Genomic DNA, 11,790 nt, shown 5'->3' on the forward strand with positions numbered 1-11,790 from the left:
TGATTGGAAAAAAGATGCCGAATCCGATCCGGTGTGCTCCTCCTCAAACGCCGCACTTGTCCACTCCGGACAGTGAATCATCAGGGTTTCCCCTGCTTGCTACCGGATCCGGGCTTCTGGGGCGGGTTCCGGGGCAACATCATCACCGGGCACGGCGCTGCGCGTATGATCTTCGACGAGACGTCGCCGAGGAAGACCCGGCGCAACGGCCCCGTTTCGCTGGAGGCGCAGATCAGCATCGCCCCCTCGCAGTCGGTGCCGCCGAGCGCCGCGGCCACGTTCCGGCCCTCCAGCACCTCCACCTCCACCTGCACGCGCCGGTGCCCGCGCGCGGCCTCCTGGAGGTCGGCCGCGACTTTCTCCCGGAGCCGGTGGAGCATCTCCTCGGCCATCTTCGCCTGCCGTCCGCCGCTGACGACCAGAGTGATCAGGCGCAGCGGCAGGCCCATCTGCGTGGCGATCGTGACGGCCTGCCGCACCGCCTCGTCGGAGGCGGGGTCGCGCCGGTAGGCCACGGTCAGCCGTCCGAGCTTGGGCGGGGGCTGCTCGCCGTACCCCTTGGGCGCCAGGGCCACGGGCACGGGGGAGGCGTGCAGGAGCTGGTCGGCGGTGCTGCCCAGGCGGATGCGGCCCCGGACGCCTCCGGGGGCCGAGCCGATGACCACCACGTCGGCCCTGATCCTGCCGGCGAGCTGCACCAGGCCGCGCCCGCTGCCCCGGTTGCCGTGCAGGACGTAGTCGATCGGCACGTCGCGCACCTCCGACAGCAGCCGCCGTGCTTGGGCGATGGTCAGCTCGGCCTCCTCCAGCACGTACGCCCGCCACTCGGCGTCGATCTTGCCGGGGCCCGGGGTGGTCCAGGCGGGGGCGTGCACGTAGGCCACCGTCAGTCGGGCCCCGGTCTGCCTGGCCAGCGCCAGGGCCAGCATCAGCCCGTCCTTGCCGCGCGACTCGGGGACGAACCCGGAGAGGACATGCTCGATCTTCATCGGAGGCTCCGGTTGAGACGGGAGTGGCGGTAGCCGTACAGGAAGTAGGCCAGGAGGCCGACCAGCAGCCAGAGCGCGAAGGCCAGCCAGGTGATCCCCGCCAGCCCGAGCATCACGATGACGCAGAAGATCACGCCGAGGATCGGGGTGATCGGGAAGAGCGGCGTCTTGAAGCTGCGGGGCAGGTCGGGGCGGGTACGGCGGAGCACGAGCACGCCGACGTTGACGATGGCGAAGGCGAACAGGGTGCCGATGCTGGTGGCCTCGGCGAGCTGGCCCAGCGGGATGAACCCGGCGAGCACGGAGACGAACAGGGCCACGATGAGCGTGTTGGCCACCGGGACCTGGCGGCGCGGGTCCACCTTCTCGAAGATCCTCGGGATCAGGCCGTCGCGTGCCATCGCGAACAGGATGCGGGTCTGGCCGTACAGCACGGTGAGGACCACGCTGGCGATGGCGATGACCGCGCCGAAGGAGATGATGAGGCCCGGCCAGGTGGCGCCGGTGGCCCGGTCGGCGATCAGCGCCAGGCTGGCCTCGGTGCTCTCGGGGTTGAACTGCTGCCACGGCATGGCGCCGACGGCGGCCAGGGCCACCGCCACGTAGACGAGCGTGACGATGCCGAGCGAGAGGATGATCGCCAGGGGGAGGTCGCGCTTGGGGTTCTTCGCCTCCTCGCCGGCGGTCGAGGCCGCGTCGAAGCCGATGTACGAGAAGAAGACCTGCGAGGCGGCGGCGGTGATGCCGGCGATGCCCAGCGGGGCGAAGGGCGTCAGGTTGCCCGTGCTGAAGGCGGTGAAGGCCACGACGCAGAAGAACACGAGCACCGCGATCTTGATCAGCACGAAGACCGCGTTGGCGGTGGCGCTCTCGGAGGCGCCGCGCAGCAGCAGCCAGGTGGCGAGCAGGACGATCACGATGGCGGTGAGGTTGAACACGCCGCCCTGCTGGCCGGGGGAGTGGGTGATGGAGTCCGGCAGCTGCCAGCCGAACAGGTCCCGGAAGAAGTGGTTGAGGTATTCGCCCCAGCCGACCGCCACCGCCGCCACCGAGACGGCGTACTCCAGCATCAGGCACCAGCCGCACACCCACGCCACCAGCTCGCCCAGGGTGGCGTAGGCGTAGGAGTAGGACGAGCCCGAGACGGGGATCGTGCCGGCCAGCTCGGCGTAGGACAGGGCGGAGAACAGGGCGGTGATCGCCGCCAGTACGAAGGAGGCCACCACCGCGGGGCCCGCCTTGGGCACGGCCTGGCCGAGGATGACGAAGATGCCGGTGCCGAGCGTGGCGCCGACGCTGAAGAGGGTGAGCTGCCACAGGGTCATGGTCCGGCGCAGCTCGCCGCCCTCGCCGTGGCCGCCCTCGGCGACGATCTCGTCGGCGGGTTTGGTGCGGAACAGCCGATGCGCCACGGAAGCCATGTCTCGTTCCCTCTCGACTGGGCCTGTGCGGTGATGATCCGTCGTTGTGGGGGGACCGACCAGTCTCCGGCCGCCCTGACGCGGGCCGGGCGCCTGATCAGAGTGTGCTGGCCAGCGGCCAGGTGGCGTTGGGGGTGACGATCGTGCCCGCCTCCCCTTCCAGGATCTGCCCGGCCTCGTCCAGTCTGCCGATCGCGGCCATGTCGCCGGTGGTCTCCACGAAGCGGCAGGCGGCCTCCACCTTGGGCCCCATCGAGCCGGCCGGGAACTCCTCGGCGCGTAGCTGGTAGGGGGTGGTGTGGGCGATCTCCTCCTGCCGCGGGGTGCCGAAGTGCCTGGCCACCCGTGGCACGTCGGTCAGCATCATGAAGACGTCCGCCTCCAGCGCCTCGGCGAGCACCGATCCGGTGAGGTCCTTGTCGATGACCGCCTCGACGCCCTGGAGCTGGCCCTTGTCGTTGCGGATGACCGGGACGCCGCCACCGCCCGCGCAGATCGTCAGGATGTCGTCGCGGATCAGGCGGCGGATCAGCCGGGTCTCCACGACCCGCTGCGGGGCGGGGGAGGGGACGACCCTGCGCCAGTGGCGCCCGTCCTGCTTGACCGTCCAGCCGTACTCGCGGGCCAGCTTCTCGGCCTCGTCCTGGTCGTAGACCTCGCCGACGAACTTGGTCGGGTCCTCGAAGGCGGGGTCCACCGCGGAGACGAGCGTCTGGGTGACCAGCGCCGCGACCTGCCGGCCGGGCAGCGCGTTCTGCAGCGCCTGGAGCATCCAGTAGCCGATCATGCCCTGGGTCTCGGCGACGATCGTGTCGAGGGGGTAGGGCCTGGTCAGGTTGGGGTCCTGGGTGCTCTCCAGCGCCAGCACGCCCACCTGCGGGCCGTTCCCGTGCGTGATGATCAGCTCGTGCCGCTCGGCCAGCTTGGCCAGCGACGTGACCGACAGGCGCAGGTTCTCCTGCTGGGTGTCGGCGTCGGGTCTCTCACCGCGCCGCAGCAGCGCGTTGCCTCCGAGGGCCACCAGGACGCGCATCGGTCAATCCCCCAGGGTGGCCACCATGATGGCCTTGATGGTGTGGAGCCGGTTCTCGGCCTGGTCGAAGACGATCGAGCGCGGTGACTCGAAGACCTCCTCGGTGACCTCCAGCGCCTCGTGGCCGGTCTTCTCGAACAGGTCCTCGCCGACCCTGGTCTCCCGGTTGTGGAAGGCCGGCAGGCAGTGCATGAACCTCACCCCCGGGTTCCCGGTGGCCTTCACCGTCTCCGCGTTGACCTGGTACGGCATGAGCAGTTCGATGCGCTCGTCCCACACTTCCTTGGGCTCGCCCATGGACACCCACACGTCGGTGTAGAGGAAGTCCACGTCCTTGACGCCCTTGGCCACGTCGTCGGTGACGGTGACCGTGGCGCCGGTCCGCGCGGCGAGGTCCCTGGCCGGTCTGACGACGCTCTCCTCGTCCGGCCAGAGCTCCCTGGGCGCCACCGTCCGCACGTCCATGCCGAGCATCGCGCCGGTGACCAGCAGCGAGTGGCCCATGTTGTTGCGGGCGTCGCCGAGGTAGGCGTAGGAGACGTCGTGCAGGGGCTTGTCGCTGTGCTCCTGCATGGTGAGCATGTCGGCGAGCATCTGCGTGGGGTGCCATTCGTCGGTGAGGCCGTTCCAGACGGGCACGCCCGAGTAGGCCGCGAGCTCCTCGACGTACGCCTGCCTGCTCCCGCGGTACTCGATGCCGTCGAACATCCGGCCCAGGACCCGCGCGGTGTCCTTCACCGACTCCTTGTGGCCCATCTGGGAGCCGCTCGGGTCGAGGTAGGTGACGTGGGCGCCCTGGTCGTGGGCGCCGACCTCGAAGGCGCACCGGGTGCGGGTGGAGGTCTTCTCGAAGATCAGCGCGATGTTCTTGCCGGTGAGCCTCGGGATCTCGGTCCCGGCGTACTTGGCGGCCTTGAGGTCGGCCGACAGCCTGATCAGGAACCTGAACTCGTCGGGTGTGAAGTCGAGCTCCTTCAGGAAGCTGCGGTCGCGCAGGTTGAATGCCATCGGTGTCCCCCCTCGTGCCCCCCGTGACGATGAAGCGGGTCAGATGCCGTCGCGTTCGAGCGGGCAGCTCATGCAGCGCGGGCCGCCCCGGCCCCGGCCGAGCTCGCTGCCCGCGGTGGTGATCACTTCGATGCCGTTGTCGCGCAGGTAGTTGTTGGTGGTGGTGTTGCGCTCGTAGGCGACGACGACGCCGGGTTCGACGGCCAGGACGTTGCAGCCGTCGTCCCACTGCTCCCGCTCGGCGGCGTAGACGTCCTGGGTGGGGGTGAGGACCTTGATGTCGTCCAGGTCGAGGGCGCGGGCGATGGCCTTGTGCATGTCCTCGGCGGGGTGATCGGTGATCTTGAGTTCCTTCTCGGTGTCGCCGGGCTCGACGGTGTAGGAGGGCAGCATCCCCAGGCCGGCGTATTTGGTGAACACGCCGACGTCCACGTTTGTCATCACGGTGTCCAGGTGCATGAACGCCCGGGCCTTCGGCATGTTCAGCGCGACGATCTTCTTGGCCGACCCCCGGGCGAACAGGCTCCGCGCGAGCATCTCCACCGCCTGGGGCTGGGTGCGCTCGCTCATCCCGACGAGCACCGCGTCGCGGCCGATGACGAGCACGTCGCCGCCCTCGATGGTGGCCGGCGCCGCCGCCAGGCCGGGCATCCAGACGTTGTAGCCGTCCGGCCCGGGCCTGTCGTAGCCGGCGGCGAACATCGGGTGGTAGCGGTAGACGGCCTCGTAGTTCACGGTCTCGTGCTGGCGGGCCTTCTTCTTCATGGCGTTGATGGAGACGCCGTCGTAGATCCAGCACGAGGTGTCGCGGGTGAACATGTGGTTGGGCAGCGGCGGCAGGATGAAGTCGTCGTACTCCAGGGTGTGGAAGGCCAGGCTCTTGGGGTCGGTGCCCCGCTCCAGCAGTTCGCGTTTGGTGATGCCCCCGGTGAGGTACAGCTGGAGCGTCGCAGCGTCCATCGCGTCGAAGGCGTTGCGGAGGGCGTCGACGGCCATCGGCCCGAAGTAGCGCTCGTCGACGACGCTGTCCAGGATGTGCTTGCGGGCGTCGGGGATGTCGATCGTCTCGCGCAGCAGGTCGTCCAGCATGTGGACGGTGACGCCGCGCCCGCGCAGCACCTGCTGGAACTGCTCGTGCTCCTCCACCGCGCGTTGCACCCACAGCACGTCGTCGAAGAGGAAGTCGTCCTTGTTGGTGGGGGTGAGGCGCTTGAGCGCCAGTTCGGGCTTGTGCAGCAGGACCTGGCGGAGCCTGCCCACCTCGGAGCCGACATGAAAGGTCATCTCTCGTCTCCTTCGCCGTCCGTCGTTGTCAGCGGGGCTGTCCGGACGGCGCCGTCCGGGTCCCGCTCCTGGGGCCGTATTCGCCGCGTTTCGCCTTGGTCCAGATGTAGATCGGGATGCCCACGAGCAGCATCAGGAAGCCGGTGAAGACCGCTTCCATGCCGGCGCCGTACGTCATCCAGAAGGCGAACAGGATCGCCACGGTGGTGATGGTCAGGTCGCGGCCCAGGCGCGCTCCGCTGGTCTTCCTGGCCCCGGTGACCAGCCAGAACAGCTGGGCGCACGCGGAGAAGAAGTAGGGGATGACCGTGGTGAAGGTCGCGATCAGCAGGATCTTGTTGAAGCCCTCGGTGGTGCCGAAGTAGTTGTAGACCGCCACCAGCGAGGTCAGCGCGGTGCCCAGGACGATGCCCACCCACGGGGCGCCGCGGCGGTTCTCCCAGGCGAACGCCCGCGGGAACAGGCCGTCCCTGGCCGCGGCCATCGGCATCTCGGCCACGAGCATGGTCCAGCCGTTGATCGCGCCGATGCCGGAGATCACCGCGCAGGCCGCCATGACGCCGCCCCCGACGCTGCCGCCGAACATGTTGTTGATCGCGTCGGCGAACGGGGCGGGGGAGTCGACCAGCGCGTCGTGCGGGACGGTGCCGAAGATGGCGACGGTGCTGAGCATGTACATCGCGGCGCAGATCAGCACGCCGTAGACGCTGGCCCTGCCGATGTTGCGGGCCGGGTCCTTGATCTTCTCGGCCACGATGGTGACGCTCTCGACGCCGGAGTAGATGAACAGCGCGAGCGCGCCCGCGGTGGACAGGGCGCCGACCCAGTTGCCGGTGGTGGCGTTGAGCGGGCCGAAGTTGGCGCCCCGGACGAAGAACAGGCCGACCACGGAGACGAAGATCAGGGGGATGAATTTCAGCACCGTGGTGATCAGGGTGAACGCGCCGATGTTCCGCACGCCGCTCAGGTTGATCAGCGCCGGGATCCACAGGGCGACCAGCGCCAGCGCGATCTGGGCGGCGGGGGAGTCCCAGTGCAGGAAGTAGTTGGCGTAGTTGACCCAGACGACGGCGATCGCGGCGTTGCCGATCCAGGCGGTCAGCCAGAACGACCAGGCGGTCCAGAAGCCCGGGAACTCGCCGAAGGCGTCCTTGGCGTAGGCGTACGGCCCGCCTCCCGCGGGCACCCGCGCGCCGAGCCTGCCGAACACGACGGCGAGCGCGACGGCGCCGATCGACACCAGGGCCATCGACAGGATGCTGACGGTGCCGTAGGCGGCGAGGGAGGCGGGCAGCAGGAACACCCCCGTGCCCACGATGTTGCCGACGACGAGTGAGGTCGCCGCGGGGAGACCGAGTTTGCCGTGTTCGGCCGCTATCGCCTCGGCCGCCTCGTCACGGAGCACTCCCTCCTCGGCGGCGGTCCGTCCTCGCGGACGCTCGCCAGAAGATTCCCCCATTTCGCGCCCCCCGGCACATATCCTCCGTATCGTCACATTTAGTGGCAATACCCAATGAGGTCCCCAGGGGTGGAGGGGATGAAACGCGTGCCGTCAGGGCGGACGGCGCCCCGCCCCGGCGGGCCCGGACACGTTCCGTGAGGGGATCCGCTCCGGGGGGCTCCCGAGGCGCGCGCCCTCCTCAGCCGCGGGTCGGCCTCAGCCGCGGGTCAGCGCGGTGGAGGTGGGACCCGGGTCGGCGCCGGTGCCCGAGATCGGGGGGAGCACCACGGCCATGATCGCCATGAGCGCGGCCAGCAGGACGACGGGGAGCAGGACGCCGGAGAACGGGCGGCGGCGGGCCGGCAGGGCCTCCGCGGTGATCAGTCCGGTGGCGAAGGACGACAGGGACTCCGCCAGGTCCGGATCCTCCGCGTAGAGCCGGTCGGCGATTCCGTCGAGGGTGCGCTTCTCGCGAGTGGACAGGCCCATGTTCTCGATCCCCCGGTGGCTGACGATGACGCGAAGGATTTTAATGGCATTTTGTCCGGTTTTGCCAAGCTGGTGAGGTAGATCTTCACCCCCGTGCCCTGGCCCTGGCCCTCCGGCCGGGCCCCGGGCTACTCCGCGCCGTCCGGCCGCGACAGCGCCTCCGCGCCGCTCACGATCTCGGTGAGCTCAGTGGTGATCTCGGCCTGGCGCGCGGAGTTGGCCCGGCGGGTGAGCGCGCCGATCAGCTCGTGGGCGTTCTCGGTGGCCGACATCATCGCCTGCCGGCGGGCGGCGTGCTCGGCGGCGCTGGACTCCAGCAGCATGCTCCAGATCCGGCCCCGGACGTACTGCCTCAGCAGCGGGTCGAGCACGGACCCCGCGGCCGGCTCGAACTCGTACGGCGGCAGGGGCCCGGGGGCCGAGCCCTCGGCGCCGCCGCCGATCTCCATCTCCTCCAGCTCCAGGGGCAGGATCCGGCGCACCCGGGTCTGCTGGGTCAGCATGGAGACGAACTCGGTGAACACGACGTGCACCTCGCCCACCCCGCCCTCCCGGGTGGGCCTGTCGAAGGCCTCCACCAGCGTCTGGCCGATCTCGGCGGCGACCTCGTAGGAGGGGTGGTCCGACAGCCCGACCCAGTCCCGCTCGCTGCGCCGGTGCCGGAAGCGGTAGAAGTCCACCGCCTTGCGGCCCGCGAGGTAGAACACCGGCTCCTTGCCCTGCCCGCTCAGGAGCGCCGCCAGCGCGTCCCCCTGGCGCAGCACGTTGTTGTTGAAGCCGCCGCAGAAGCCCCGGTCGCTGCTCATCAGCAGCACCGCCACGCGCGAGGTGTCGGGCCTGCGGTTGAGCAGCGCGTGGTCCAGATGGATGTCGTGGCTGACGAGGATGGAGGCCGCCCTGGTGATCTCCATGGCGTACGGCCTGGCGGAGTCGAGGCGCTGGCGTGCCTTGGGGATCCGGGAGGAGGCGATGAGCTCCTGGGCCCGAGTGATCTTGGCCGTCGACGTGATGGAGCGGATGCGCGCGCGGATCGCGCGGAGCTCGGCGCCCATGCTGCCTCCCCGGGATCTGTCGCCGGCCGGGATGCCGTCACGATGGGCCCTGCCCCCGGCGGTCCGCGGCACGGCCAGGGGGGTGAGAGTTTGCCAATTAATGATCCGTGTGTGCCCCTGGAAGTCTTATGTAGGCTTATGTCAGCGTTTGCCCCCGTTAGGGGATCAAGGGGGCGCGATTCCGAGTCATCGCCGCACGGCTGCTAACGTGAGGTCGCTGACTTCCTTTAAGACCCGTCCCGTGAGGCGGGAAAGGTGGTGTTTCTTTTGGCTGACGCCATTTCGCATGCCCATGGCAGCGCACGCGCGGTCCTCGAAGGACCCGACATCAACCGCGCGCTGATCCGCATCTCCCACGAGATCCTCGAGCGCACCAAGGGTGCCGAGGACATCGTCCTGCTCGGGATCCCCACGCGGGGCGTCCACCTGGCCCGGCGCCTGGCCGCCTGCATCAAGCAGTTCGAGGGCCGCTCGGTGCCCGTCGGGTCCCTCGACGTGACGATGTACCGCGACGACCTCCGCCTGCGCCCGGCCCGCGCGCTGGGCCGCACCGAGCTGCCGGCCGACGGCATAGACGGCAGGATCGTCGTCCTCGTCGACGACGTCCTCTACTCCGGCCGCACCGTCCGCTCCGCGCTCGACGCGCTCAACGACCTGGGCCGCCCGCAGGCCGTCCAGCTCGCCGCCCTGGTGGACCGGGGCCACCGCGAGCTGCCCATCCGCGCCGACTACGTGGGCAAGAACCTCCCGACCTCCAAGTCCGAGATCGTCAAGGTCTACCTGGAGGAGAACGACGGCCGCGACGCGGTCCTGCTGCTGAAGGAGGACGACAAGTGAAGCGGCACCTGATCTCGGCGGCCGACCTGAGCCGTGACGACGCCCTGCTCATCCTCGACACCGCCGACGAGCTGGCGAAGATCTCCGAACGGTCCATCAAGAAGCTGCCGACCCTGCGCGGCCGTACCGTGGTCAACCTCTTCTTCGAGGACTCCACCCGGACCAGGATCTCCTTCGAGGCCGCGGCCAAGCGCCTGTCGGCCGACGTCATCAACTTCTCCGCCAAGGGCTCCAGCGTCTCCAAGGGCGAGTCGCTCAAGGACACCGCGCTCACCCTGGAGGCGATGGGCGCCGACGCCGTCGTCATCCGGCACGGCGCCTCCGGCGCGCCGCACCGCCTGGCCGGCTGGGTGCGCGGCAGCGTCGTCAACGCCGGTGACGGCACCCACGAGCACCCCACCCAGGCCCTGCTCGACGCCTTCACCATGCGCCGCCGCCTGGGCCCGCTGGAGGGCAGGAAGGTCACCATCGTCGGCGACGTGCTGCACAGCCGGGTGGCCCGCTCCAACGTGCTGCTGCTGAACACGCTCGGCGCCGAGGTGACCCTGGTCGCCCCGCCCACCCTGCTCCCGGTGACCGTGGACTCCTGGCCGTGCGAGGTCTCCTACGACCTCGACGCCGTGCTGCCCAAGTCGGACGTGGTGATGATGCTGCGCGTGCAGCGCGAGCGGATGAACGCCGCCTTCTTCCCCACCGAGCGCGAATACAGCCGCCGCTACGGCCTCGACCGCGACCGCGTCGCCAAGATGCACGACGACGCCATCGTGATGCACCCCGGCCCGATGAACCGGGGAATGGAGATCGCGGCCGAGGTGGCCGACTCTCCGCGCTCGACGATCGTCGAGCAGGTCGCCAACGGCGTGACCACTCGCATGGCCGTCCTTTACCTGCTGCTTGGCGGCGCCGACCTCGGGGGAGAGATCCAGTGACCACCATCGTCATCAAGGGCGCGAAGATCCTCGGCGGCGAGCCGGCCGACATCCTGATCCGCGACGGCGTCGTGGCGGAGGTCGGCCAGGGGCTGAGCGGCGACGAGACGGTCGACGCCCGGGGCCTCATCGCCCTGCCCGGCCTGGTCGACCTCCACACCCACCTGCGCGAGCCCGGCCGCGAGGACGCCGAGACCGTCGAGACCGGCACCCGGGCCGCCGCCCTGGGCGGCTACACCGCGGTGCACGCCATGGCCAACACCGACCCGGTCGCCGACACCGCCGGCGTCGTCGAGCAGGTCTGGCGCCTGGGCCAGGAGGCCGGCCACTGCGACGTGCGGCCGGTCGGCGCCGTCACCGTCGGCCTGCAGGGCGAGCGGCTGGCCGAGCTCGGCGCGATGGCCGACTCCGCCGCGCGGGTCCGCGTCTTCTCCGACGACGGCAAGTGCGTCTCCGACGCGGTGCTCATGCGCCGCGCGCTGGAGTACGTCAAGGCCTTCGACGGCGTGGTCGCCCAGCACGCCCAGGAGCCGCGCCTGACCAAGGACGCGCAGATGAACGAGGGCGCGGTCTCCGGCAGGCTCGGCCTGACCGGCTGGCCCGCGGTCGCCGAGGAGGCGATCATCGCCCGCGACTGCCTCCTCGCCGCGCACGTCGGCTCCCGCCTGCACGTCTGCCACCTGTCCACCGCGGGCTCCGTGGAGATCGTCCGCTGGGCCAAGTCGAAGGGCTGGAACGTCACCGCCGAGGTGACCCCGCACCACCTGCTCCTGACCGACGACCTCGTCGAGGACTCCCCGGTGGGCTCCTACAACCCGATCTACAAGGTCAACCCGCCGCTGCGCACCCGCGCGGACGTGCAGGCGCTGCGCGAGGCCCTGGCCGACGGCACGATCGACTGCGTCGCCACCGACCACGCCCCGCACCCGGTCGAGGACAAGGAGACCGAGTGGGCCGCCGCGGCCATGGGCATGATCGGCCTGGAGACGGCGCTGTCGGTGGTCCAGGAGGCGATGGTGGAGACCGGGCTGCTCGACTGGGCCGGCGTCGCCGAGCGCATGTCCCACGCCCCGGCCAGGATCGGCCGGCTCCAGGGCCACGGGCAGCCGATCGAGGCCGGCGCCCCGGCCAACATCACCCTCTACGACCCGGCCGTCCGCGCCGAGGTCGACCCGGCCGGCTACGCCTCCAAGAGCCGCAACACGCCGTACGAGGGCAGGGCCCTCCCCGGCCGCGTCGTGGCCACCTTCCTGCGCGGCAGGCCCACCGTCCTGGACGGGAAGCTCGCGTGAGGACCCCCGCCCGCC

General features: G+C 70.3%; 11 protein-coding genes. 3 read left to right on the forward strand and 8 right to left on the reverse strand.

What is annotated here, in order from left to right; all coding sequences use genetic code 11:
* Window positions 1-80: 80 nt before the first annotated feature.
* The 8 genes from J2S55_RS05160 to J2S55_RS05195 all read right to left on the reverse strand — a co-directional run bounded on the left by J2S55_RS05160 (window position 81) and on the right by J2S55_RS05195 (window position 8,717).
* Window positions 81-989 (reverse strand): universal stress protein, encoded by a 909-nt coding sequence (locus J2S55_RS05160; RefSeq protein ID WP_306857679.1) that lies wholly within the window; start codon window positions 987-989, stop codon window positions 81-83.
* Complete coding sequence (locus tag J2S55_RS05165; RefSeq protein WP_306857680.1) at window positions 986-2,410, reverse strand: amino acid permease; 1,425 nt, start codon at window positions 2,408-2,410, stop codon at window positions 986-988. The genes J2S55_RS05160 and J2S55_RS05165 overlap by 4 nt, the downstream gene beginning before the upstream one ends.
* 97 nt (window positions 2,411-2,507) lie before the next feature.
* Entirely contained in the window at window positions 2,508-3,443 is a 936-nt protein-coding gene (arcC, locus tag J2S55_RS05170; protein ID WP_306857681.1) for a carbamate kinase, read from the reverse strand.
* A 3-nt stretch (window positions 3,444-3,446) separates the two neighbouring features.
* A complete protein-coding gene (gene argF, locus J2S55_RS05175; RefSeq protein ID WP_306857682.1) occupies window positions 3,447-4,451 on the reverse strand; it encodes an ornithine carbamoyltransferase in 1,005 nt (334 codons plus the stop codon).
* Window positions 4,452-4,490: 39 nt separating this feature from the next.
* Window positions 4,491-5,735, reverse strand: coding sequence for an arginine deiminase (locus tag J2S55_RS05180; RefSeq protein WP_306857683.1), 1,245 nt, complete (start codon window positions 5,733-5,735; stop codon window positions 4,491-4,493).
* 28 nt (window positions 5,736-5,763) lie between these two features.
* Window positions 5,764-7,194: an amino acid permease gene (locus tag J2S55_RS05185; protein WP_306857684.1), complete on the reverse strand. Its 1,431-nt coding sequence runs from the start codon at window positions 7,192-7,194 to the stop codon at window positions 5,764-5,766.
* Window positions 7,195-7,392: 198 nt separating this feature from the next.
* Window positions 7,393-7,665 carry a DUF3040 domain-containing protein gene (locus J2S55_RS05190; RefSeq protein WP_306857685.1) on the reverse strand — a complete coding sequence of 91 codons (273 nt, stop codon included), beginning with the start codon at window positions 7,663-7,665 and terminating at the stop codon, window positions 7,393-7,395.
* Between the two features lie 128 nt (window positions 7,666-7,793).
* Window positions 7,794-8,717, reverse strand: a complete 924-nt coding sequence (locus J2S55_RS05195) for a F0F1 ATP synthase subunit gamma (RefSeq protein ID WP_306857686.1) — start codon at window positions 8,715-8,717, stop codon at window positions 7,794-7,796.
* A 267-nt stretch (window positions 8,718-8,984) separates the two neighbouring features.
* Between J2S55_RS05195 and pyrR the strand changes: the two genes are divergently transcribed.
* From pyrR to J2S55_RS05210, 3 genes are read left to right on the forward strand one after another with little or no spacing between them, the layout of a single operon-like run.
* Window positions 8,985-9,554: a bifunctional pyr operon transcriptional regulator/uracil phosphoribosyltransferase PyrR gene (gene pyrR, locus J2S55_RS05200; RefSeq protein ID WP_306857687.1), complete on the forward strand. Its 570-nt coding sequence runs from the start codon at window positions 8,985-8,987 to the stop codon at window positions 9,552-9,554.
* On the forward strand, window positions 9,551-10,483 hold the full coding sequence (locus J2S55_RS05205) for an aspartate carbamoyltransferase catalytic subunit (RefSeq protein WP_306857688.1): 933 nt from the start codon (window positions 9,551-9,553) through the stop codon (window positions 10,481-10,483). The genes pyrR and J2S55_RS05205 overlap by 4 nt, the downstream gene beginning before the upstream one ends.
* Window positions 10,480-11,775 carry a dihydroorotase gene (locus J2S55_RS05210; RefSeq protein WP_306857689.1) on the forward strand — a complete coding sequence of 432 codons (1,296 nt, stop codon included), beginning with the start codon at window positions 10,480-10,482 and terminating at the stop codon, window positions 11,773-11,775. The genes J2S55_RS05205 and J2S55_RS05210 overlap by 4 nt, the downstream gene beginning before the upstream one ends.
* The last annotated feature ends 15 nt before the right edge of the window (window positions 11,776-11,790 follow it).

Source organism: Streptosporangium brasiliense (assembly GCF_030811595.1).
Classification (GTDB): domain Bacteria; phylum Actinomycetota; class Actinomycetes; order Streptosporangiales; family Streptosporangiaceae; genus Streptosporangium; species Streptosporangium brasiliense.